At 40.7% G+C, this 23,694-nt stretch carries 17 protein-coding genes and 1 tRNA gene; 9 read left to right on the top strand and 9 right to left on the bottom strand.

Features of this window, described 5'->3' with window-relative positions:
• Positions 1 to 64: 64 nt before the first annotated feature.
• Together V7K32_RS27185 and V7K32_RS27180 are read right to left on the bottom strand one after the other, a co-directional pair.
• Positions 65 to 808: a cobalt-precorrin-6A reductase gene (locus tag V7K32_RS27185; protein WP_334997944.1), complete on the bottom strand. Its 744-nt coding sequence runs from the start codon at positions 806 to 808 to the stop codon at positions 65 to 67.
• A 2-nt stretch (positions 809 to 810) separates the two neighbouring features.
• A complete protein-coding gene (locus tag V7K32_RS27180) occupies positions 811 to 1,227 on the bottom strand; it encodes a DUF1636 domain-containing protein (protein WP_334997802.1) in 417 nt (138 codons plus the stop codon).
• A gap of 285 nt (positions 1,228 to 1,512) precedes the next feature.
• On the opposite strand from V7K32_RS27180, the gene V7K32_RS27175 reads away from it, so the two are divergent.
• A tRNA-Val gene (locus tag V7K32_RS27175) sits at positions 1,513 to 1,586 on the top strand.
• A 57-nt stretch (positions 1,587 to 1,643) separates the two neighbouring features.
• Here V7K32_RS27175 and V7K32_RS27170 read toward each other — a convergent pair.
• Entirely contained in the window at positions 1,644 to 1,775 is a 132-nt protein-coding gene (locus tag V7K32_RS27170; RefSeq protein ID WP_334997800.1) for a hypothetical protein, read from the bottom strand.
• Positions 1,776 to 2,330: 555 nt separating this feature from the next.
• Here V7K32_RS27170 and V7K32_RS27165 point away from each other — a divergent pair.
• Together V7K32_RS27165 and gatA are read left to right on the top strand one after the other, a co-directional pair.
• Positions 2,331 to 3,533 (top strand): acyl-CoA dehydrogenase family protein, encoded by a 1,203-nt coding sequence (locus V7K32_RS27165; protein WP_334997797.1) that lies wholly within the window; start codon positions 2,331 to 2,333, stop codon positions 3,531 to 3,533.
• Positions 3,534 to 3,691: 158 nt separating this feature from the next.
• Positions 3,692 to 5,152, top strand: a complete 1,461-nt coding sequence (gene gatA, locus V7K32_RS27160) for an Asp-tRNA(Asn)/Glu-tRNA(Gln) amidotransferase subunit GatA (RefSeq protein WP_334997795.1) — start codon at positions 3,692 to 3,694, stop codon at positions 5,150 to 5,152.
• Between the two features lie 115 nt (positions 5,153 to 5,267).
• On the opposite strand, the gene V7K32_RS27155 is transcribed toward gatA, so the two are convergent.
• Complete coding sequence (locus V7K32_RS27155; protein ID WP_334997793.1) at positions 5,268 to 5,726, bottom strand: helix-turn-helix domain-containing protein; 459 nt, start codon at positions 5,724 to 5,726, stop codon at positions 5,268 to 5,270.
• Positions 5,727 to 6,171: 445 nt separating this feature from the next.
• Positions 6,172 to 6,906 (bottom strand): SDR family oxidoreductase, encoded by a 735-nt coding sequence (locus V7K32_RS27150; RefSeq protein WP_334997791.1) that lies wholly within the window; start codon positions 6,904 to 6,906, stop codon positions 6,172 to 6,174.
• Between the two features lie 163 nt (positions 6,907 to 7,069).
• Here V7K32_RS27150 and V7K32_RS27145 point away from each other — a divergent pair, with 163 nt between their 5' ends.
• Together V7K32_RS27145 and V7K32_RS27140 are read left to right on the top strand one after the other, a co-directional pair.
• On the top strand, positions 7,070 to 8,008 hold the full coding sequence (locus V7K32_RS27145; protein ID WP_334997942.1) for an AraC family transcriptional regulator: 939 nt from the start codon (positions 7,070 to 7,072) through the stop codon (positions 8,006 to 8,008).
• Positions 8,009 to 8,170: 162 nt separating this feature from the next.
• Positions 8,171 to 8,794 carry a PadR family transcriptional regulator gene (locus tag V7K32_RS27140; protein ID WP_334997789.1) on the top strand — a complete coding sequence of 208 codons (624 nt, stop codon included), beginning with the start codon at positions 8,171 to 8,173 and terminating at the stop codon, positions 8,792 to 8,794.
• 56 nt (positions 8,795 to 8,850) lie between these two features.
• Here the strand turns inward: V7K32_RS27140 and V7K32_RS27135 are convergent, their stop codons facing one another.
• Positions 8,851 to 9,537 (bottom strand): HAD family hydrolase, encoded by a 687-nt coding sequence (locus tag V7K32_RS27135; protein ID WP_334997787.1) that lies wholly within the window; start codon positions 9,535 to 9,537, stop codon positions 8,851 to 8,853.
• Positions 9,538 to 9,894: 357 nt separating this feature from the next.
• Here V7K32_RS27135 and V7K32_RS27130 point away from each other — a divergent pair, with 357 nt between their 5' ends.
• Positions 9,895 to 10,665 carry a glucosamine-6-phosphate deaminase gene (locus V7K32_RS27130; protein WP_334997785.1) on the top strand — a complete coding sequence of 257 codons (771 nt, stop codon included), beginning with the start codon at positions 9,895 to 9,897 and terminating at the stop codon, positions 10,663 to 10,665.
• Positions 10,666 to 10,914: 249 nt separating this feature from the next.
• Here the strand turns inward: V7K32_RS27130 and V7K32_RS28935 are convergent, their stop codons facing one another.
• Positions 10,915 to 11,769, bottom strand: a complete 855-nt coding sequence (locus tag V7K32_RS28935) for a WGxxGxxG family protein (RefSeq protein WP_442938811.1) — start codon at positions 11,767 to 11,769, stop codon at positions 10,915 to 10,917.
• 1,808 nt (positions 11,770 to 13,577) lie between these two features.
• Between V7K32_RS28935 and V7K32_RS27120 the strand changes: the two genes are divergently transcribed.
• From V7K32_RS27120 to V7K32_RS27110, 3 genes are all read left to right on the top strand, one after another.
• Entirely contained in the window at positions 13,578 to 15,554 is a 1,977-nt protein-coding gene (locus tag V7K32_RS27120; RefSeq protein ID WP_334997783.1) for a PAS domain S-box protein, read from the top strand.
• 12 nt (positions 15,555 to 15,566) lie between these two features.
• Entirely contained in the window at positions 15,567 to 17,081 is a 1,515-nt protein-coding gene (locus V7K32_RS27115; protein WP_334997781.1) for a hybrid sensor histidine kinase/response regulator, read from the top strand.
• 957 nt (positions 17,082 to 18,038) lie between these two features.
• A complete protein-coding gene (locus tag V7K32_RS27110) occupies positions 18,039 to 19,241 on the top strand; it encodes an AAA family ATPase (RefSeq protein WP_334997779.1) in 1,203 nt (400 codons plus the stop codon).
• Positions 19,242 to 19,339: 98 nt separating this feature from the next.
• On the opposite strand, the gene V7K32_RS27105 is transcribed toward V7K32_RS27110, so the two are convergent.
• Both V7K32_RS27105 and V7K32_RS27100 read right to left on the bottom strand, forming a co-directional pair.
• Entirely contained in the window at positions 19,340 to 20,239 is a 900-nt protein-coding gene (locus V7K32_RS27105) for a response regulator transcription factor (protein WP_334997777.1), read from the bottom strand.
• Between the two features lie 141 nt (positions 20,240 to 20,380).
• Positions 20,381 to 22,360 (bottom strand): scytonemin biosynthesis sensor histidine kinase, encoded by a 1,980-nt coding sequence (locus V7K32_RS27100; protein ID WP_334997775.1) that lies wholly within the window; start codon positions 22,358 to 22,360, stop codon positions 20,381 to 20,383.
• Positions 22,361 to 23,694 lie beyond the last annotated feature (1,334 nt).

Below are 23,694 nucleotides of genomic sequence, written 5' to 3'. Positions count from 1 at the left end.
AATTTTCGATGCTGGATAGGGAGAAGGAGCTTTGATTCTGCTCGGCGGCTTTTTCGTTCTTGAATTAGTCGTGCAACTTGTCAAATAGCCATTCCAAAGCATTATCAACATCAGTAACCTGCTCCCCTGGCGGTATGGCTGGACGATTTACCATAACAACGTTTACGCCCAGTTCTCGCGCTGCAATAATCTTGGCCTTTGTTGCATCGCCACCGCTATTTTTACTCACTATGATATCAATCTTGTGATGAATCAGGATTTGCCTTTCATTATTGAGGGTAAAAGGCCCGCGATCGCACAATATCATTCCTGCTGGCACTAAAGCATCATCACTAGGAGGGTCAATCATCCGCATCAAAAACCAAATTTTCTCGCAGTTAGCAAAGGCGGCGAGTTCTTGCCTACCAACTGTCAAAAATACTCGCTGTGCCTGGTTTTCCAAAGATGCGGCGGCGGCTTCAACACTGTTAACTTCAATCCAGCGATCGCCACTTGCTTTTTCCCAAGGGGGGCGTATTAACATCAGACGGGGTACTCCGACTTCGGTTGCAGCATCAGCCGCATTGAAAGAAATCTGAGTCGCAAAAGGATGGGTTGCATCAATTAATAAGTCGATTTGCATTACTCGCAAATAGCTAGTCAATCCAGCCGCACCACCGAAGCCTCCAACCCGTAAACCGCCTAACGGTACTGATGGTTCACGGGTGCGCCCAGCTAGAGACGTGATTGCTTCTAACCCTTGAATAGTCGCCACTTTGGCAGCTAGTTCTGCGGCATCTCCCGTCCCACCCAGAATCAAAAGGCGCATCATTAAGATAAAGGTGGAATTTTTGCCAAAATGCCCTTTTTCAGCGCTTCTGGACGCTCTGACCAAGGCAGTAAACCATCTGCTTTGACATAGTATTGACTAGCACATTCTAGTACCGCAGATGCACACTCATCAACAGCTAAATCACCAAATAAATATGTTAATTTGCCTTTGGCAGCAAAAGCAACTACACAGGAACGATTACAAGCACTCATGCATTCAACTTCTTGAATTGAGAATTGATCTCGTAAGTCCCAATCTTGTGCAAGCTGCTGAAGCTGAGATAGAAGTTTTTGACCGCCACTTTCACCTAAGCGTTTTCCATCTTGCCAAACGCTAGCACAAGTTTTGCAAACAAATAAAGTATGGTCAGCAACACCCAAGGGACTAGTCGGGGAAATATTTACAGTAGTAGTCATCTGTACCTCGCAGATATGTGGAACTGATAAATCTATTTTGGCGGGCATTTTGACTCACTCTATTTGGGATTTTAGATTACATCTCAAATTGGTTTACAATTGCTCCCAAGTGCCGGATTTGCACCGAACTTTAAAGTTACCTCCAGTAGTTGACTCCCACCAGAAGCGAATAACCTTATCGATCATACACCCTAGTCGAATGGTACTTTCCTTATAAGATGGATTTACACTTTTATCTTGCTTTATCAAGAAATTATGTGTTATTATTGATAACTGTGTGGTTAAGGACGTATAGCTCAGTTGGTTAGAGCGCTACGTTGACATCGTAGAGGTCACTGGTTCGAATCCAGTTACGTCCATTTTTATTGTTTGATTAGTTCGTTAATTAAGGCTTTAGCAAGTAATATGAAGTATTATTAGGCTGCATAAGGATGCTTATTAGCAATTTTATACTGCTGATAAATATGGAGAAATACTATATTACTCAGGTTGTCTACATGGCTATCATCATAAGCATTTAGAGGTAAACCTGTGTCTTCGCTGTACAAGTAATCATAAATAAAACTCTTAATTGTGGCTCTTGTAGATTCCTTATCCCGCCAGTTTTCTAGTTGGTGTAATTGTAATTTGACGGCTTCAATTAGCGACTGAGTAACTTGTTTGAAAAGCGGGCGCGAGATTCATCGTTAATACAAATGTTTGAACGATTGTCAAAGAATGAACAACGCATAAGTAAGTGCGTGCAACTACCAGCCAAATACAGAGATTTTACTTTTCGTTATATATATAGTTTGGTTTTATCTTGGCTACCTACTTAAATCCAATTAAGCCAAGTCAAAATAAAACGTAAATTCGGATGGTTGGCTTGCTATTAGAAAGCTGTTTGTGTGATAATTTTTAATTACTGTATTGCGAAAGATTTTAAGTAGTATTTAAAAATCACTAAAAGACCTGAATTTGAGGTCAGATGCTGAAGAAGAAAAGAAAGTAGGGTTTAGGCTACAAGTAGTTGCGATCGCTTAACTCCGATGGAAGCATCTAAAGTTTGCAGGAACATAAATTTTTCGCAGAATGGGAGTAAAGTGAGTTTTAAAGGAGTATTTATGTCACAGTTGGAGCAAGCAGTACCAGACACCTTTGTAGCCAAAGCGAAGGAAACTCTCCCCAATAATATATTCGACCAGGTTGAGGCTTTGTCTAGGGATTTTGCCACCCGTGCAGGAGTACATGACAAAGACGGTTCCTTTCCCTTCGAGAATTTTATAGCTTTGCATGAAGCAGGATTACTCAGCCTCACCATTCCCCGTGAATTAGGGGGACAGGGTTTAGGGCTGTCAACTATCTGCCGAGTGATTGAAGGGATAGCCCGTGGCGATGCTTCGACGGCGCTAGTACTGACAATGCACTATCTCCAACATGCCCATGCGGCCTATAACCGTCGCTGGCATCCAGAAGTATATAAACGGCTGTGTCGTGAATCGATTGAAGGTATTGCCCTGCTCAATGCTGCTCGTGTCGAACCTGAGTTAGGAACGCCAGCTAGAGGCGGATTGCCTGCCACAATTGCCGAGCGCACAACAGAGGGTTGGCGTTTAACGGGTCACAAGAAATATACCACAGGTAGTCCCATCCTCAGTTACTTTATTGTTTGGGCGCGGACAACTGAGGATGAACCACAAGTTGGCAGTTTTCTGGTTCGGCGCGATCTGCCCGGTTTGCAAATTGTCGAAACCTGGGATCACTTGGGGATGAGAGCTACAGGCAGCCACGATCTCATTTTGGAGAATGTATTAATCCCAAGAGAGTATGCTTTGAATATCAATCCCATATCTGCTGCGCCATCCTTTGATCCTCTGATTTCTACTTGGAACAGTTTGACATTGAGTGCTTTATATCTTGGTGTTGCTACTAGTGCGCGAGACTGGCTTGTAAAATATCTTTGGGAGCGATCGCCTTCTAATCTAAAAGAGCCACTGGCAACTCTGCCACGTTTCCAAACTGCTGTGGGTGAGATAGAAGCACTGCTGTTTGCTAACAATAGATTGATTTATAGCTTGGCTCAAGATATTGATAAGGGCGAGTATCAGGCTACCGTAGGATTACAGGCACAAGCTGTTAAATATCTCACCACAGCTAACTCGATTCGTGCTGTAGAGATTGCCTTGGAACTAATCGGTAATCCTGGTCTGTCAAAAAAGAATCCTTTAGAGCGACACTACCGCGACGTTCTGTGCAGCCGTATTCATACACCGCAAAATGATGTTATTTGCCAGTCTTTAGGGAAGTCTGTATTGAAAGAAAAGTGAGTGGGAGTGGGGAGTGGGGGGCAGGGGGCAGGGGGAAAATTCCTCTCATCTGCATCCTTCTAAGAGCGCGTCTGCCTTTTCTTCATACCCAATACCCAATACCCAATATCGGCCAATATGTACTAAAATCAATGACTTGAGTCACAAAGAGAGCAATCATGGCATCCATCCGCGAGTTGCACCAACAGCTGGTTAAGAAAGAACGTTCTGCCGTTGAAATTACCCAAGAAGCTTTAGAGCGCATTCAAGCGTTAGAGCCGAAATTGCACAGCTTTTTATATGTGACCGCAGAACGGGCATTAGAGCAAGCGGGTGCTGTGGATGCTAAAATTGCTGCGGGAGAAGAAATTGGGCTGCTAGCAGGCATTCCTGTTGGGATTAAGGACAATTTATGTACTAAGGGAATTCCTACCACCTGCGCCTCCCGGATTTTAGAAAATTTCGTGCCGCCTTATGAATCAACGGCGACGCAAAAACTGGCAGATGCCGGGGCGGTAATGGTAGGCAAAACCAACTTAGATGAGTTTGCAATGGGTAGTTCCACAGAAAACTCTGCCTACCAAGTCACGGCTAATCCTTGGGATTTGTCACGAGTTCCTGGTGGTTCTTCCGGGGGTTCTGCGGCGGCGGTGGCGGCTCAAGAATGTGTGGTTGCTCTCGGTTCTGATACTGGGGGTTCGATTCGGCAACCTGCATCTTTTTGCGGAGTGGTGGGGATGAAACCGACTTATGGTTTGGTTTCGCGTTATGGTTTGGTGGCTTACGCTTCGTCTTTGGATCAAATTGGGCCATTTGGAAAAACAGTGGAAGATGCGGCTATATTATTAAGTGCGATCGCAGGTCACGATCCAAAAGACTCTACCAGTCTCAAAGTTGCCATTCCCAACTACGCCGCCAGCTTAAAACCAGACTTAAAACCCAGAGGTCAGCTAAGAATTGGGATCATCAAAGAAACTTTTGGTGAAGGTTTAGACCCTGTAGTGGAACAAGCTGTTACCAAAGCAGTAGAGCAACTACAAAGTTTGGGAGCGGAAATTCATATAATTTCCTGTCCCACCTTTCGTTATGGCTTACCGACCTACTACATCATCGCCCCATCAGAAGCATCAGCAAACCTAGCTCGTTACGATGGCGTTAAATATGGTTACCGCGCCCCTGATGCCGATAATTTGCTATCGATGTACACTCGTACCCGTGCCACTGGTTTTGGTACAGAAGTCAAACGCCGGATTATGATCGGCACTTACGCACTTTCGGCTGGCTATTATGACGCTTACTATCTAAAAGCGCAAAAAGTCCGCACCCTGATTAAGCAAGACTTTGAAAAGGCTTTTGGCTTAGTTGATGTGTTAGTTTGTCCCACATCTCCCACTACAGCATTCAAAGCAGGGGAAAAAACTACTGACCCCTTGAGCATGTATTTAACTGACTTGATGACTATTCCTGTGAATCTTGCTGGTTTACCTAGTTTAAGTTTGCCATGTGGTTTTGACGATCAGGGGCTACCGATAGGATTACAGCTAATTAGCAATGTCCTGCGAGAAGAGCTACTGTTTCAAGTAGCTTACGCTTATGAGCAATCCACTACTTGGCATCTGCGTAAACCGCAAATATCTTAAAAATGGGAATTAGGAAAGAGGAGGCAGGAGGCAGAGTTCTAAAATGTTTGAATGCGTGAATTGATTTCCCCCTCCTCCCTCATCCCCCTGATCCCCCCCACTCCCCACTCCCCACTCACTGATTACTAACCATTGACTGTTGACTATTAACTTCTGGAGTCGGGGATTCAGATGTAATTTGTGCTGGGTTAAGTGTATATAAAAGACCAGCAGATGCAGCTACTAATAAGAGAATGTAGGTAACAAGAAGAGGTATATACGTATTTGATTTGTTGTCTGAATTCTTACGATCATTCGTGGAGTCTTGGCAGACTATATTGCTTATAAGAGTATGTGATAAAGCATTTCCATCCAGTCCTAAAGCATCTCCATAGCGACGGATGAATCCTTGAACAAAAATAGGTTCAGGCAATTCTTCAAATCGTTCTTCTTCTAAAGCTTGCAAAACACCTGCTCTAATAAGTGTTCTTGCAGCTATCTCTTCTATGCATATAGATTTTTGTTGTCTTACTTGTCGCAAGTGTGTAGTTATTTCCTTTAGCTGCTCTACTTGAGCTTGATTTAAGAGCGTCACTGTCTTCTCCTGTATAGGCTAATCCTACTATTCATATAGTCAGAAGACTTAAACACGCATACGTATTTTTACTGGATAATTGATTTTTAGGAGAAATTTTTTAAGAATGATTGAAATCTAGATTGGAAAATGCTGAAGCTGCTTATACTAAGTAATTTTTTTGTTAATATAAACACTTTATATTCATTAAAAAGTTAGGGCATGAAAGTTAATAAACTGCAATTTATAATACAAGTATTTTCCCAACTGCTCCTCTGGGCTGGGATAATTGCAGCGATCGCCGTTACCAAAAGAGAGGGGGCAGGGGGCAGGGAGCAAGGGAGAAGAGTTTTCCCATCAGCAAGAGCAGCACCGCGCCTCTGTGCCTCTTTTCAATGCCCAATTGACAGTACCCACTTCTCCTTCAATGTGCGATATGTCTATTTATTATGGATATTCTCCAGCGTTAGAATGCGCTTGCTGTCGGGCGGACAATTATTTCATTGACATCGACATCATCCGGCTGGGACACAGCATACAAAACGGCTCTAGCGATCGCATCCGGGTTGAGTGCGGTTTTACGTAATTCTTTCAAGAAGCCTGTTGCTGATTCATCTGTGATATCAGAGCCGAGTTCAGTCTCAACCACGCCAGGGGATATTATTGTAACGCGAATATTTTTCGATTCTTGCCGCAATCCATCAGATATCGCCCAAACAGCATATTTTGTCGCGGAATAAACCGCGCTGGTAGGGCCTACCGTATGCGCGGCGATGGACGCGGTATTGATAAACTGTCCACCGCCTTGCCCTTCCATGATTGGTAGACCAGCAGCAATACCATTCAATACGCCGTGGATGTTCACATTAATCATGTTGTCCCATTCCTGGACTTTCAGGGCATTCATTGGCGATAGGGGCATCACACCTGCATTGTTAAAGATGACATCGACACGACCAAACTTATCTTTGGCGAACTGAATGAACGCTTTCATATCCTCACGATTCGCAACATCCACTGCTTTGAATTCCGCTATGTAACCCTGGTTACGGATCTCTTCGATAATCTTTTCTAGCTTTTGGGTGCGCCGTGCCCCTAGAACAACTTTTGCACCGTTTTTAGCGAGTAACTTAGCGGTGGCTTCACCGATACCGCTACTGGCTCCAGTAATCGCAATGACTTTTTTTTCTACGTAAAACATGGTTATTTTCTCTTCTGTTGAGGTTGATTTGAATTTGGGATGTGTTCATCGTATGAGTAAAGTACAAAGGTTTGGAATACACAGTCCTCGCGCTTTATTGCCTAATTCTCCAAATCGATGTTCTACAATGCTTAAAAGAGGATGATTAAATTAACCGAAGAACATTGTGACGATCAAAATCATCAACCAAGTCATAAACCAAAGTGCGATCGCTCATCAATGTCAAGAATTGGCGGCACTAGTCACTCGTCACACCGATGGCAAAGGGAACGGTTTTCATAAAACAGCTATTGAGCAGCTGGAATTTCAGCGAGAATCTTCTGTTTCCACCACACTACAGGGTGTCTGCGAACCTATCCTCGCTATCCTTGTTCAGGGCAAAAAGGAAGCGTTGCTGGGTGAGGAAACTTATCGTTATGTCGCGGCTCAATATCTGGTCGTCTCAGTTGATTTGCCATTGAGCGCGTTTATTGTTGAGGCAACCCCAGACCAACCCTATTTAGGATTCAAGCTGAATCTAGATCCACGTCAACTCTGCGACATTATTACTGCTCAAACCAATGTGATTGAGGGTGAGAAGAAGAACTCTGTCAGAGGCTTATTTGTCAGCACCGTTGATGCACCGTTGCTCGATTGCGCTATGAGACTGACACGGCTTTTGGATACACCCCAAGATATCCCGATCCTTGCGCCGATGATTATCCGCGAAATCTATTATCGCCTTTTAATGGGTGAACAGGGCGAAGCTGTCCGCCAAATTGCGACATCTGGCAGCAACATGCAGCGCATCGCCGAGGTGATAAAACTCATCAAGGCTGATTTTACAAAGCCGATGCGGGTTGAGAAGCTAGCTGGTCAAGCAAGTATGTCTCCTTCATCTTTCCATCACCATTTTAAGTCAGTGACATCAATGAGTCCGCTTCAATATCAAAAGCAATTAAGACTATTAGAAGCACGTCGTCTGATGCTTGCCGAAAACTCCGATGCGGCCACTGCTGCCTATCAGGTGGGTTATGAGAGCCAATCACAGTTCAGCCGCGAATATTCCCGCATGTTCGGTGCGCCGCCGATGAGGGATATTGAACGTTTACGCACAGCCTAAGCGTAGACTGTCCCAGCCTTGATCGTTTGCGTTGGCGCAGCCCGCCACAGGCATCGCTTGTAATGTTGGCAAAATTGCTTACTCCAAAAATCTTCATCAAAATTCTATTCCGATATATTCCGATATATCGTATATTAGAGAAAGTTGATTTGAGATTCATTTATGTTTAGACACTTTCGGTCACGTTTTGGCGCACCTGCATGGGCAGGAGTTAATGAAGACGATTCATTGCTTGTCAGGTCTTGGTTTGGTCATAGCAAGCATCATGGTAATCATGACAAACAGTTTGGCAATGAAATGTTTGGTCGTGGTTGGGGAGATGAATATCGGACTCGTCGGGGTGATATCAAGTTCATCCTACTGGAATTGTTATCCGAGCATCCTAGTCATGGTTACGACTTGATTAAAGATGCGGAAACTCGCTATGGTGGTTTCCGTCGCCTCAGTCCTGGCTCAGTATATCCAACACTCCAATTGTTGGAGGAAGGTGGCTATCTCAAGAGCGCACAGGAAGGTGGAAAGCGGATTTACACGATTACCGACGAAGGTAGACAATTATTGGCAGAACGCGCCCAACAAGAAACTTCAGATTCTCCTTGGGATACCTTCAAAAGTTTTGTCAAAGGTAAGCCCCAAGAGTTTATTGATTTGCGGAATGCTGCAACAGAATTAGCTGCTGTTGTGGTGCAGGTTGCTCGCAGTGGCAATATGGAGCGCATAAATCAGGTGCGTGAGCTTTTAGAGCAAGTTAAACGGGAAATTTACGCGATTCTGGCCCAAAAATAAGTAGAGACGCGTTAGCAAATTCGCGTCTCTACTGTTGATGTTCTAAGATTTTGCGCTTACAAGTTAGAAGCGATCGCACTTAAATCTGGTTCAATGAGTGAGTTGAGCAATGTCCACAACTGCAAATCAGTAAAATCTGGAATTGCCATAAATGCGCCGACTTCCTGCAAAGCTTGGGTATCGTGGGTGGAGGCGATGCCAATGGTGCGGATATCTGCGCCCACCGCCGCCCGAATACCAGAGGGAGAGTCTTCTAAAGCGATCGCTTCCTCTGCTGTAATTGCCAACTTATTCAGCGCGACTTGGTAAGGGGCTGGGTCGGGTTTACCTGCAATACAATCATCCGCTACAACAATTGTATGAAAAGCTTCTTTGATTCCCAAAACTTCTAGCATAAATTCTGCATTTAATCTAGGGGCGTTAGTTACTAATGCGCGTTTTAACTGATGTGTTTCTGTCCATGCTAGTAGTTCACAAAATCCACTCAACGGTTTTAGATCCGGGGCGAGTTTGCGAAAAAGCGCCTCTTTTTCGTCTGCAAATTTTTGCCCTTCTGCTGTTGATAATTGTGGCAGAATGTCCTTAACAATCTCTGGATTTAGCCGCCCACTTATTCGGGATTTATAAAATGTTTCGTCAATTTCTATGCTGTAATTTAACAGCATTTCCTGCCAAGCTCGGTAGTGTATGGGGTCAGTGTTGACAATAGTGCCGTCTAGGTCAAAGAGAATTGCAGCTAGCATGGTTTTTGGGTAAAATATAAATAATTGTTAACTTAATTTAAATAGTTTACATTGTTTTTTTGCTCTGAGTGATTGTTCTTTGGTCAATACAGGGCAAAAAGTCACAGATTAATCTGCTAAATCCTAAAATCTATACTGGATAGGGCATATAAGCGCACACAGATAGAGACTATCAACAAATTGCCGTAAAATTGATAACCTTCTATGTAAGCAAATGCTAGCTGCGACAAACTCTTTTCGGGTTGATAAAGAGTTTTTGGTACATACCTCGCTCCTTTTGGGCGAAAAAAACTTTCTTATATTGGACTAATTCAAACCACACCTACAAGGGACGTGGTTTCCTTGGACTAATAACTAATGACTAATGACTCCACGAAGCGGTTTGATGATTTACTAGTGCAGATTTACAACTCTGAAGTCGAAATGGCCCAGGACGTTGCCAAAATCGCGCAAAAGCATTTACAGCAAGTTCTTAATCTTCAGGAGACAGCTGCTGTATTGTTAGCAACAGGTAACTCCCAACTCAAATTTCTCGATGCTTTGATTGCATTGGGTAGTGTAGATTGGTCACGCATTATTCTGTTCCATCTAGATGAATATTTGGGAATTACTGCTGACCATTCTGCAAGTTTCCGGCGCTATATGCGAGAAGGTGTAGAGAAGCGGGTTATTCCTAAGCAATTTCACTATATAGAAGGTGATACATTGCAACCAGTAGCAGAGTGCGATCGCTACACTAAACTACTCCTTGCACAACCAATTGACTTATGCTGTCTTGGTGTTGGCGAAAATGGACATTTAGCTTTTAACGATCCAGCAGTAGCAAATTTCCGAGATCCTTACAGCGTGAAACTAGTGAAACTAGATACAGTCAACCGTCAGCAACAAGTAAGCACAGGTCACTTTCCGAATCTAGAAACTGTCCCACAGTATGCTTTTACTGTCACCATCTCGATGATTTGTTCAGCTAAAAAAATTCTCTGTCTGGCTCCAGAAAAACGTAAAGCGAATGTGGTAAAAAAGATGTTGCAAGGAGCTATAAGTACAGACTGTCCAGCTTCTATTCTCCGTCAACAACCCCAAGCAACGTTATTTTTGGATGTCAATTCTGCTAGTTTTCTGCCGTAGGGATTGGGAACTGGAGATTGGGGGCATGGTCTTTTGCCTTAATTCTTACAACTCGCCACATTTTCAGTTACACACCAGCTTCATCTGTAATCTTTGTTGGGCAAGGCAGTAGCTAGACTTGAGCAAACTAAGCTGTCATCGTAGGGGAGCAATATCAATATATTGCTCCCCTACACATTTAGTTTAACGACTAGTAATAGCCTGAACTTGAAACAAACGACAGTTGACGGCTCTTATAGTCTGGTGAAACTATCTAGAACGAGTACCTGTTGCTTCATTAGGATCGCTATAAGCCCGGACTTTTTCACGATTACGAGCCAGACCTGCTAAACCTGCTAGACCAAGTAAACCTAGCCAACCCCAATCGAAACCGCGATCGCTAGTTCTTTCGGAAGCTGCGACACCTGCATTCCTACTAGTACCTGTAGCATCACTACCTGTTGTGCCAGCGCCTGTTGTACTACCACCTGTAGCATCACTACCTGTTGTGCCAGTGCCTGTTGTACTACCACCTGTAGCATCACTACCTGTTGTGCCAGTGCCTGTAGCATCACTACCTGTTGCGCCGCCACCTGTAGAATCACTACCTGTACCAGTACCTGTAGTTCCAGTCCCTGTGCTACCACTACCTATACCACTGCCTGTTGAACCAGTACCTGTAGTTCCAGTGCCTGTGCTACCACTACCTGTACCACCGCCTGTTGAACCAGTACCTGTAGTTCCAGTGCCTGTGCTACCACTAGCTGTACCACTACCTATACCACCGCCTGTTGAACCAGTACCTGTAGTTCCAGTGCCTGTGCTACCACTACCTGTACCACTACCTATACCACCGCCTGTTGAACCAGTACCTGTAGTTCCAGTGCCTGTGCTACCACTACCTATACCACTACCAGTACCTGTAGTGCCAGTGCCTGTACCACTACCTATACCACCGCCTGTAGTGCCAGTACCTGTACCGCTACCTGAGCTACTGCCAGCACTCGATCCTCCGCTGCCAGAGCCGGAGCTTTGGGCATAAACAGAAGGAGGTAAGGACAAAGAAGCGAAACTGATGGCAAAGACAGTAGCCAAAACAGCTTTAGATAAATCAAAAGGTTTCATGCTTATGGTTCCTTTTATGTTCTAGATTTCTTTGATTGATTTTCAAAACCGATATTGTCTACTCAATCCACTGCTAAATTAAGGAATTTTTCACAAGAGAGATTGAGGAGTCTTTAACCTAGTTTCTTTTGGAAATTTGAAAGCATTTTAAGCTCCCACACACAACAACTTAAGTATTCGTCAGATTCAAACTAATTCATAATCAGTAATTACTACTTTATGATATAATTGTGAATCGAGTAACAAAGGTGCTTGTTCACAACGACAAGGAATAATAATATTTATTTTTCATAAAACTACATTCACTTGTATCATAATTTTTAATTACTTATTGTGAATTCTTTTGTTGTTCCTATTCAGGATAGCTGCTAGTTTTTTCTAGGGCTTCTACCATAAGAGTAAAGTTAATTCTATCGCAGGAATTAATTTGGTTGGCATTAAAGTTAGTTGTATGAACCTGAAGATAATTAAACTTTTTGGAGCTTGCAATTAGATAAGCAGGCTTCAAGATAAGCACAATCTTCACACTGGATATTTTGCCCTGGATTGCTACATCCACAGGGAGGATTGACAAAACATTCAGAATAATCTTTTTGTGTTGGAGAGTTTTTTAATCTAAAGTATAAAACTGCTTCTTGTAGACAAAAAACAAAATCTTTAAACATAAAATTTCCTACCAATGATAATGAATCTAAGGATTTTTTAGTCACTTATTTAGATGCATTAACTAAGTAGGCAAGAATAAATAAAACTATGTTACACAAGAATGTATAACTAATAAAAGTAGCTCTTTATAACGGTTAGAGCCATATTATAGAATACATAATGTGTAGCTTGTACGCATAGGGTAAACTACAAACCTTTTAATTACTCACACCGGACTACTCAATAAATACAAAAGATCGCTAAGTTAAAGATAATTTTGACATCAATAAATCACTTTTTGTTAGTTGGGGTATCAATAAACTAGAAATTTTCAGCAGACAGATGCTGCCAAAGGTTGAGACTAGATTAACAATACTCTACAATTCTATTTCACCTGAGAGCTTATAACTTCATACTCTAGGTGTGTCTTACATTAGACTTAAGGAATATTTTTATGATCGGTTAGTTTGTTCTCGCAATTCTCATTCTAATGGCTACTGGGTAAGGATACGGCAATCCCGTGTCCCTACTATCACTAAGTCAAAAGCAGGTATCACCGTATGGTGTGAATCACCGGGAACCGAATTTTGATAATTTTTACTTAGTGTTTAGGTATTGATTTTAAAAACACTAATCCGAAAATATACTTAAAAATACCATAATAGTTATTTTAGATAAGCGAAATATTACCGTGTTTTTTTGAAGGCATTTCATTTATATATATAAAAAGTTCATTTCAGAGAATCTACGGTAACAAAAATCAAAGCGATCGCGTAGTTTTATTTGAATAAACCTTACATTATCAGCTTAAAAAGCTTAGAAAGGATGGCAAATTCAGGATGTAGAAGCCCTAACTGCTATTCTGTATCAGCCTAAAGCTAGTAGTCTGTCAAGTTGAAATTGATCGGTAAAGGAACGAACCATGAAGACGCGAAGTACACGAAGGAAGAAGGAAAGAAGGAAATTGAAAAATTTATCTACTCGTCAAAGTTGAATAGACAGACTACTAGTATGGAAAAGCTCTGATAAACGCCGAAGGTGTTATTCTTTAGAGGACAAAAGGACACTTCTTAACGCCCGTGTGTATACAGAGGTCTTAGGCTCAAAACCTCTGTATACACTCTTCGGACTTTGGTGAAAACTTGTGCAGTGTATAGGTTTTTATGATGGAATTTTTAAATAATTTTTTGTCTACTAGCCAGTTTATTCCTCACGGACATTGCTACCTCTGGAAACCAGAATTGGTATGGTTGCATCTGGTTGCAGATGTGTTAATTGGAGTTGCTTATTATTCAATTCCAATGATGTTGGTTTATTTTGTCCGTAAACGGCGAGATATGCCTTTCGGCTGGATGTTCCTAATGTTTGGCACATTCATCATTGCTTGTGGCACAACTCATTTAATGGATGTGTGGACGCTTTGGCACCCTACCTATTGGCTATCAGGGTTAATTAAAGCTATCACCGCTTTTGTCTCAGTATTAACAGCCATAAAACTCGTGCCATTACTACCCCAGGCACTCGCTCTACCGAGTCATGCTCAACTAGAGGCTGCAAACTCCCAACTAGCAAAGGAAATTGCTGAACGCATACGGACTGAGGAGGTTTTGAGGGAAAGTGAACAACGTTGGCAATTAGCTTTGCGCGGCAATAATGATGCAATTTGGGACTGGAATGTTAAAACCAATCAAGTGTTCTTCTCGCCTCGCTGGAGGGAAATACTCGGTTACGAAGACGAGCAAATTTCTAACTATTTAGATGAATCCCTGACACGAGTGCATCCTGATGATCTGGACAGCGTGAGACAAACAGTTCAAGACCATTTTGCTCATAAAACACTATTTTACACTATCGAGTATCGAGCTTTATGTAAAGATGGCACTTACAAATGGATTTTGGATCGAGGTCAAGCACTGTGGGATGAAGATGGTAACGCAGTGCGGATGGTAGGCTCACATACTGACATCACTGAGCGCAAGCAAGCAGAGGAGGCACTAAATAGCCTACTTAACCAACTAGAAAGCAAGGTTGAGCTACGCACAGCAGAGTTAACAAGAATTAATCAATCACTACAGGCAGAAATTACTGAGCGCCAGCGAATAGAACAAGCATTGCGAGAAAGCGAACAGCGATTCCGGGCTGCATTCCATCAAGCTGCTGTTGGCATCGCCCATGTAGCTATAGATGGAAGATGGTTGTTAGTTAACCAGAGGCTTTGCGATATTGTCGGTTATACACTCGAAGAACTAGAGTTGCTAACTTTCCAAGATATTACCCACCCAGATGATCTTAACACCGATCTGAAATATGTTGACCAGATTTTAGCAGATAATATTCAAACTTATTCGATAGAAAAGCGCTATTTCTGCAAAGATAGTTCTATAGTTTGGGTTAATCTCACGGTATCTTTAATGCGCGAAGCGAGTGGGGAGCCAAAGTATTTTATTTCTGTGGTCGAAGACATTAGCAAAAGAATTGCCGCGCAGCGCGAAAGCAAGCAGTGGGAGCAGCAAATCCAAGCATCACTTTTAGAAAAAGAGGTGTTATTAAAAGAAATTTACCATCGGGTCAAAAATAATTTACAGGTTATTTCCAGTCTGTTAAGCTTGCAATCTGCTTATATCAAAGATCCAGACGATTTGGTAATATTCAAACAAAGCCAACAGCGAATTGCATCAATGGCTTTAGTTCACGAAAAATTGTATGAGTCTCAAGACTTAGCAAGGATTAATTTTGGTGAATATATTCGAGATTTGGTAGCAAGTTTATTTAGTGCTTATGAAGTGAAAGAAGATGCGATCGCTCTGAGAATAAATATCGATGAGCAAATATTTCTCGGCTTGGATACAGCAATTCCTTGTAGCTTAATTATCCATGAGCTTGTATCTAATTCTTTAAAATATGCATTCCCAGCAGGTAGAAATGGTACAATGTATATCGAAATTAGTAAAAATACTGACTCTCAAGTTACACTGATAGTTAGTGATGATGGAATTGGTTTACCATCAAATTTCAATTTTAAAAAGATGGCATCTTTAGGCTGGCAATTAGTAGATGCTTTAACCAATCAAATAGCAGGTAATATCGATATTCAAGGTGCTATGGGAGTAGAATGTCAAATAAAATTTACATTAATATAAAATGACTAAAATATGACCAATGCAAAAATTTTAGTTGTGGAAGATGAAGCAATTGTTGCCAAAGATTTACAGCATCGACTAATAAAATTCGGTTATACGGTTCCTGCGATCGCTTCTTCGGGAGAAGAAGCAATTAATAAAGCAGTAGAAATATCTCCCGATTTAGTGCTAATGGATATTAAGCTAAAAGGGTCAATGGACGGGATAGAAGCTGCCGAAGAAATCTATAAGCGTTTGGATATTCCAGTAATTTATTTGACTGCTTATGCAGATGAAAATACATTAGAACGAGCTAAAATAACTGAGCCTTTTGCCTACCTAATTAAACCTTTTAAAGAAAGAGAGCTACAAACAAATATTGAAATAACTCTGACTAAACATAGTTTAGAAAGGCAATTAAAGGTAAACAAAAAATGGCTAGATGCACTTTTAAAAAGTATCAGTGATGGTGTGATTGCTAGCGACATGCAAGAATTGGTAACTTTTATGAATCCGGTTGCTGAAAATCTAACCGGATGGAAACAAGAAGAAGCTAGGGGCAGAAATTCATCAGAAATATTCAAGATTGCTAATGCAGAAACTCATAACTTTATTGAAAGTCCTATCGTAAAAGTCCTTCAAGATGGTATTATCGTCAGTCTACCAGCAGAAACTATTCTGATTACTAAAGACGGTGAAGAAATACCAATTGATGACAGTGCTGCACCAATTAAAGACGAGCAAGATAATATTAGAGGGGCTGTGTTAGTTTTTCGAGATATAACTGAGCGCAAACAAGCCATTGAGGCGCGTAAAAAGCAAATTGAGCAAGAGCAACTTGTGGTGCAATGGGAGGAAATAAATCAACTCAAAAATGACTTTTTGAATTTAGTTTCCCATGAACTGCGATCGCCTCTGAGTAATATAAAATTAATGATTCAAATGATACAAACGTCTCCTGGTACTAGGGAAGCTCAACGCTATCTAGAACTGATAGAAGGCGAGTGCGATCGCGAGCTACGATTAATTAACGATCTACTAGACTTACAACGGCTGGAAAGCTCATCTTATGCAGTGATGACACCTGATTGCTTGGTTTTACAACAGTGGTTATCTTGGGTTATTGAGCCGTTTCAAATCCGTGTTCAAGAACATCAGCAAACTCTACAGATAAATCTCCCTTCAAATCTCCCGCCATTGTTCTCAGATGGCATTAGCTTGGAACGAATTTTAGTAGAATTGATCAATAATGCCTGTAAATACACACCTGCGAGTGGTGAAATTGTCTTAAGTGTACGTTCCAATTCCTTGGAAGCGCCCGCAAAAACTATTATTACTATCAGTAATTCCGCAGGAATTCCGGTAACAGAATTACCACGAATATTTGAGAAATTTTATCGGGTTCCCAATGCAGACATCTGGAATCAAGGTGGTTCGGGATTAGGTTTATCTATAGTACAGAAATTAGTCGAACAACTGCAAGGAAACATTCAAGTAGAAAGTAGTAACGGATGGACAACATTTAGTATCACATTAACTGATTTATAGGTTTTTAGCTTCTTTTAAAATTTTAGAAAAGTCAAAGTGTCGCGCTTACCCGATATCCCGCCCAGAACTTAAGTTTTGGGCTGATAGCTAAAGTTCACGCTTAGGGGACTGAAATTTTGCCTTTTATATAAGATAGCCTTATACATGGCTAAAAATTTTGTATTTAAACCACGTCTATCTTGAAACCTATAGTTCTTCCATGATGAAAAGGATTTGCCCTCATCCCCCAACTCCGAATCCCAAATCTGGGATTCGGGGAGCCAGAATTTCAAACTCCCTCTCCCAGATTTGGGAGAGGGATTTAGGGAGAGGGTGAAAACTACGGTTCTCAACTAAGATTTGGTTTAGTCCTCTTGAGAGGACTTTAGCTACAAGTAAGAAGAATTTATTCCGAGGCGGGAATGGTAAAGAAGCCCAAGATTTAAAAAATGTTGGTAAATGACAAGCCTTAAAAAGTGGTGAATTAGAATTTTAGCCTCCAAGGGGTTGGGGGGCGAAGCCTCTGCAACTGTATGGGGTTGCGATTTTTCAGAGGGTGCGTTATCGACATTAGCCCTAACGCACCCTACCAGATTCAAGCTTGGATGAGGTTTTCCTACTTGTGTGAGTAGCCCAGCCAGCAATGAGAAAACTTTGACATCTGTAAAAAGTGCAGTTATATGCTTTATATTATGGGCAATTGCACGGTGATGATATTAGTCCTCATCTAGAGATGGATAAATGGTGCAGCTAGATTAAGAACTAATTGCTTGGTCAAAAAACTTGACGCAAGTAGTTAATATGTAATATGCTATATTACACTAAGAATGAGTTAGATTAAAAAGGCTTCCTAGCCAGTACAGCACGGTGAAAAGAAAATTGCCATTTGTACTCAATTAGTTAATCTTACGAGAAAAGTTTTTCAAAATATCATACTTCACACAAAATAACTCGATTAACGCTGCATAACTAATAAATATGGATTTTGACTATTTTAGAAGTAATGAAGGCACTCCTACAAATAATAACCGGCAAAGTTTGCTTGCTAGCGGTTGGCGACCATTTAACCGAGAATTAGACTGGGGGTTTTTGTGGCAACTGTTGTATAGTGACTCCCGCGAATTAAGTCAAAAAAGTTTAAATTTAGCGAGTAATCTTGCTGATGTTTTGGGACGAAATAATTATGCTTGGTGGGCTAATTTATTAAATATTGTATCTGAAAATACCCGCTACGAAGTTGAAAAGTTTTGGAATTACATCACCCCAGATCCGCAATCACCAGATCATCGCTACAAAGACGTTTTGAGTACGGAAACGCCCATAGTTCAATTTGTCAGTCGTAGTAGTATCCCTATTGATTATGTTCTTAATCGACTGCAAGAAATTACTGTACTGCGAGTTTTAGGTGTGTTGGGTAATCCTGACATTATTACCCAGTATTACTCAGAAAGAGATTTTTATTTTCCTATAGATAAATTTGTTAGCTGGGAACGCTTAGATGTTATCAATACTGTTTATGCTTACTGGGGAAAGTATGACATTTGGTTACAAATTGATCCCTACGATCGCGGGCGACGACAATATACTTTAATGGCGAAAAATCTCGCGCCACTAATTAACAAAGCGACTTACGACTTAGCAGTTATGCTGAGTGGATATCAAAGTCGTGTAGGCAAGGTTCACAGTCAATTTAATATTCGCACATTTCCAGCAGATATCCAAAATTTTACTGATTCTGTACAGCAAGCGATTTTAAATCAAAACCAGTTAGCGGTTGTTGTACATGGGCAACCAGGCACAGGTAAGACAGTTTGGACACAAGCAGTAGCAAAAGAAATTCTTGTACCTTTGGGGTATGTAATTTTTATTTTAGATCATGATGCGATCGCTAACTTTGTCCCACCGACTTACATAGAGCGTATCTGTATCGTTATTAACGAAGCTGATAATCTAGCGCAAAATCGTGCTTCCGAGGTAGCGCAATACAATAACAAAACCGAACACATTCTGAGTTTGCTGGATGGCACTTTGTATCAGAGTGTAATTGATGAGTCTGGTATTCAGATACAGCAACGCTTAGTTGTCTTGATGACTTGCAACACTACTGAAAGATTAGATCCAGCCATGTTACGTAAGGGCAGGGTGGATTTAATATATGAGTTTACGCAATTATTTATTTGAAGACGCAGGGGGTAGGAGTTCTTCAATTTTGAATTGATTTCTCCCCCCTCCCCCTTTCAGTCGTAATCTAAGTACCTGAAAATTGCTGTATTTATGCTTTAGCAATTTTGCCAAAGTTTTACTTGTTTTTGCGATACAAGTTGATGCTCTTTGCGCCAAGCTTGGGGAGGTAAACCGTGATGTTGGCGAAACTGGCGGGAGAAATGAGACACATCTTGATAGCCCAATGCTTTCGCTATCTTCTCGACTGTCTGATCGTTATTTTGGAGTAGAAAACGTGCTCCTGCCATCCGGCGTTTGACAATCCAGCAGTTTACAGTTTCGCCCGTCTGTTTTGCTACTCGGTTAGTTAAGTAAGCAGGTGAGTAACCAACAGCAACAGCCACGTCACACAAAGTAATTCCTTGATGATAATGGGCTTCGATAAAGTCAAAAACTTCTTTTAATTGGGGAATGTAAGGAAAAATTGACTTAGGAGGCATCATGATTTCTGTATCAGGGGCTTCTGTACCAGAGGCTTTGCCAACGCTAACACCTTCAGCGATCGCTGTAGTATTATCTGCAAATAATGATGGTTGAGCTTTTTCCAATTTCATCGCCCACCAGTATTGGAGAGTAGCTTGCTTTTGCAAGCGAATAGCGATCGCTCTGAGTAATTCGTCTAGTGTAGAGGGTTTGGTAAGATAGTCGTCTGCCCCCAATTCCATAGCTTTGCGAACATCTGCTTTAGTACTACTACCAGTCAGAAAAATGAAAGGAATAATTGCTGTAACAGGATCTTGGCGTAGCGTATTTAAAACGCTATAACCATCCATATCAGGCATTGTGATATCGCAAATTACTAAATCGGGTATATGTTCTTGTGCTTGTTGGATACCAGCAAGACCGTTGTTAGCACCTATGGTATCAAAACCTTTAGCCTCAAGACCCATTAAATAAAGATTGCGGGTAACATTATCATCTTCAATAACGAGAATTTTCTTTGGTGATTCTTGCATAATTTTGTGTTACCATAACTTTTTGCAAAAGCTGCTTACTATACTCTTTGATAAGTATGTAAATACGCATGAGATTAATTACTTCGCTCCGAGAGTTATGATTGTTAAGCTGTTAATTAAGAATTCTCTTAATTTCAACATTCATAACTCGGAACTACTAAACTCTGATTTGATTAATGGCAAAATGACAGTAAACGTAGTACCTACACCCATTTGACTTTCTACAGAGACTTGACCGTGATGTAAATCTACAAGGGTTTTAAGAATTGATAGCCCTAATCCAGTACCAGGTATACTATCAATATTACTACCACGGTAAAATGGCTCAAATATTCGTTCTTGATCTGCTACTGAAATACCAATCCCCCTATCTTTGACCTGAAAAATTACTTTTTCATTTTTACAAGAAAGTTTCAACTCAATTGCAATGTGAGAAGGAGAATACTTGATTGCATTGTCGAGTAAATTCTTCAAAATTGGCTCTAACAGTTTTTTATCTATAGAGGCTGTTAAAGAGTTATCTTGACTTGCAAAATTAATCGGAATTTGGCTAACGCTCATCTGCATTTGGGCAACTAAATCATTACAAAACTCAACTAACTCCAGTGGTTTTGGTTCACAGTTTATTTTTGCTGCTTCTGCCTTAGAGAAGAACAAAATATCATCCAACATCTGACTGAGTTGTTCGGTAGCTTTTTGAATGTGATCTAGTAGTGGTTGTATTTTCTTCTGTGTACGTTTGTCTACTTCTTCCTTTAGTAAGCTATTAGAAAATGAAACAATATTCAGTGGTGTACGGAATTGATGGCAAACCATAGAAAGAAAACGCGCTCTGAGTTCGCTAAGTTGTTTTGCTTGTTCTAAAGCAAGGTTTAGACCAAATTCTGCATATTTGTAATCAGTAATATCGATGCCTGCAATCAGTTCGACTTGTTTTCCCCCAAAATCTAGCACTCCATCCAGCATGGCAACCGCACAAGCTAGCCAGCGCTCTGTGCCGTTTTTTGTCAAAATATTTATCTCCTGGTATTCAAAATTACCTGCCTCAGCCTGGTTGCGTACCTGTCTACGTTTTTTGCTTTTAATCAGTCGGCGCAGTTCAAAACCTGTAAGCAGTTCCTCTTCAGTGTAACCAGTGAGTTTCTCCACTGCTGGATTTATGTAACAAAGTCGCGTGCCTTGCATCAGAAAAGTGCTAACATCTGTTGTCTCTGCTAAAGTGCGAAATCTAGCTGCGTTCAATCGTAATGCTTCTTCAGTCTGTTTCGATTCAGTAATGTCCCAAATGCTCCAGACTCTACCAATAATTTTGCCTTCGAGCCACTGAGGCTTAGAATAGTGGGCAAAAACTCTTCCATCCTTCAACTCCAGAATGTCGTAGCTCTCGAAATCAGATTGGCTAGACACTTCCCAAATCAGCCGACTAAAGGCTTGGGGATCTTTAAGTTGGTTCTCAAAAAAGGCTTTGCATTGAGGGCATTTTTTAGATAGTATTAGGGACTGTGGGATCTGCCACATCTCCACAAATTTCTGATTCAAGCTCAGAATATCTCCCTCAAAGTTAACTGCAACAATACCAATGGCAGTAGATTCGAGAGTAGAACGAAGCAAAGAAAGAGATGTTTCTAGTTCTACTTCTTTGGCTTTGAGTTGAGAAAATTCTTGTTGTAAATTGTCTTTGGCATCTCTTAATTCATCAGTCCACTTTTGCACGCTTAGTTCTACTATTTCGTCACTTATCTCACGAGCAAAAGCACAGCCAAATTCTATATTTTGTTGTTTGACATGGCTAATAGATATTTCTACCAGAAAGATCCTACCTCTTTTTGTCCGGTAGCGAGATTTAAAGGTAAGAGAATTCTGTGAGCTAATATCTGACCAATTGTGTAGAGAAAAATCTACATCTATATCATGCAGCCTCATGGAAAGTAATTCCTCACGGGAATACTCAGTCATCCGACAAGTGGCATCGTTGACGTAGAGAAACTGGGCGTTTTCTCCTAAACAGAAGGCTGCATCTACAGCGTGATTTATTAGGAAGTGAGCAAACTTCATCTCTACTTCTGGTTGTAGCACCCATTGATTATTTGATTTAGCTAATGTATAATCGCCAGAATTCATATTCCTATTTCCTCCTGGTAATCAATCAGTACCATAGCCATTAATGAGTTAATAGTCATAACTTACTAAAATCTTTGGCGCACCGTTAGGCTGTTCAAAAATCAGATTAGTTAGTAAATTAAAAAATATTACTAATCTTGTTAATAAAACTTATCATACCAATAAAAAGCGAATTCTTAAACCAAAGTTCCCTAAAAAAAACTAAATATTTAATTTAAAATTTATTCCTGTTCCAAGCAGCTTTTTATTGCAACACAAAATATAGACGAATCAAATCCAGATTAGTCAATAAGCTTTATAAGATAAGAGTTCAACACTCTTAATCTATAAAGTACAAAAAATAAATATTTTACATTTAAGCTAGTAGAGCAGGTGCGGAAATAAACATACCACTTCAAATGGCGCAAAAGCTCGGAATACAATTATGCGTGAATTCGTGACTTTTGCCTTGCGCTACTAGAGCCTACTTAGGTTTATGGTTCACCAACCAAGCGCTTTGACGAACTATTGGTGTAGAGTCGCTTGATTATCAACATAAATAAATTTGCAGTGTTGGGCTTGGCTTAAATGAACAATTTTACTCATCAACTTATTTTCTTAAATTATCTTAACTTACTCTCTCAGGGATTTAACTATAAAAGCATATTCTTAGTCATCCGTCCTTAGAAATACGTTTGTATTAGAAATATTCAGTGTATTTTGTAGTTTATTGTTACATATCAAACATTTATGTTGATGTAGTACGGTTTGAGGATAGATTATAGGTTAAAAATAATAAATTTTATCAAAGATTACCTATCTATTTAGTATTTAACCATCTCTCAAAGGAAAGACAAAAGTTAAATAATTATGTATTTATCGTTACAAATAATTGCATCAATAAGTTGTTAGTGGCAATATAAAGGCCGCCAAACTGTTGTAGTTAGGCTGATTTTAATTCGGATAATTTGTAAAAGCGAGTTAAATAGTGAATAATCAAGCTTTTTTCTGGACTGTTGACTGCTTCGGGGTGAGGCTCCAAAACTAGGACTTACGCACAAGAGATCCCCCAAGCCCTTTTAATAGAGGACTTTTAAGGTTATCCCGGTTAGAGAAAGTGGCATAGGTTAGGGGAAATATAGAAGCAAAAGAATTGACAACCAGATAAAAAGATTTTCTATTGTACATTTGGTAATTTGTCTTGAGTGCGATGCCTACGGCGGGCTACGCCTACGCAGTTTTCAAAATGACTAAGTTGGAAATGTCACAATCATCATACAAGCGAAAGAATTGACAAATCGATCAAAAGATTTTTCATTGCAGATATTTTTTTCTCATAGTAGGCATCACCAGAT

It is taken from the genome of Nostoc sp. (assembly GCF_036917635.1).
Lineage (GTDB): Bacteria > Cyanobacteriota > Cyanobacteriia > Cyanobacteriales > Nostocaceae > Nostoc.
This window is presented reverse-complemented; position numbering and strand designations above follow the sequence as displayed.

What these genes read in the sequence shown, in the direction of transcription:
- V7K32_RS27185 (WP_334997944.1), bottom strand. Translation starts at nt 808, where the DNA reads ATGCGCCTTTTGATTCTGGGTGGGACGGGAGATGCCGCAGAACTAGCT.
- V7K32_RS27180 (WP_334997802.1), bottom strand. Translation starts at nt 1,227, where the DNA reads ATGACTACTACTGTAAATATTTCCCCGACTAGTCCCTTGGGTGTTGCT.
- V7K32_RS27165 (WP_334997797.1), top strand. Translation starts at nt 2,331, where the DNA reads ATGTCACAGTTGGAGCAAGCAGTACCAGACACCTTTGTAGCCAAAGCG.
- gatA (WP_334997795.1), top strand. Translation starts at nt 3,692, where the DNA reads ATGGCATCCATCCGCGAGTTGCACCAACAGCTGGTTAAGAAAGAACGT.
- V7K32_RS27150 (WP_334997791.1), bottom strand. Translation starts at nt 6,906, where the DNA reads ATGTTTTACGTAGAAAAAAAAGTCATTGCGATTACTGGAGCCAGTAGC.
- V7K32_RS27140 (WP_334997789.1), top strand. Translation starts at nt 8,171, where the DNA reads ATGTTTAGACACTTTCGGTCACGTTTTGGCGCACCTGCATGGGCAGGA.
- V7K32_RS27135 (WP_334997787.1), bottom strand. Translation starts at nt 9,537, where the DNA reads ATGCTAGCTGCAATTCTCTTTGACCTAGACGGCACTATTGTCAACACT.
- V7K32_RS27130 (WP_334997785.1), top strand. Translation starts at nt 9,895, where the DNA reads ATGACTAATGACTCCACGAAGCGGTTTGATGATTTACTAGTGCAGATT.
- V7K32_RS28935 (WP_442938811.1), bottom strand. Translation starts at nt 11,769, where the DNA reads ATGAAACCTTTTGATTTATCTAAAGCTGTTTTGGCTACTGTCTTTGCC.
- V7K32_RS27120 (WP_334997783.1), top strand. Translation starts at nt 13,578, where the DNA reads ATGATGGAATTTTTAAATAATTTTTTGTCTACTAGCCAGTTTATTCCT.
- V7K32_RS27115 (WP_334997781.1), top strand. Translation starts at nt 15,567, where the DNA reads ATGACCAATGCAAAAATTTTAGTTGTGGAAGATGAAGCAATTGTTGCC.
- V7K32_RS27110 (WP_334997779.1), top strand. Translation starts at nt 18,039, where the DNA reads ATGGATTTTGACTATTTTAGAAGTAATGAAGGCACTCCTACAAATAAT.
- V7K32_RS27105 (WP_334997777.1), bottom strand. Translation starts at nt 20,239, where the DNA reads ATGCAAGAATCACCAAAGAAAATTCTCGTTATTGAAGATGATAATGTT.
- V7K32_RS27100 (WP_334997775.1), bottom strand. Translation starts at nt 22,360, where the DNA reads ATGAATTCTGGCGATTATACATTAGCTAAATCAAATAATCAATGGGTG.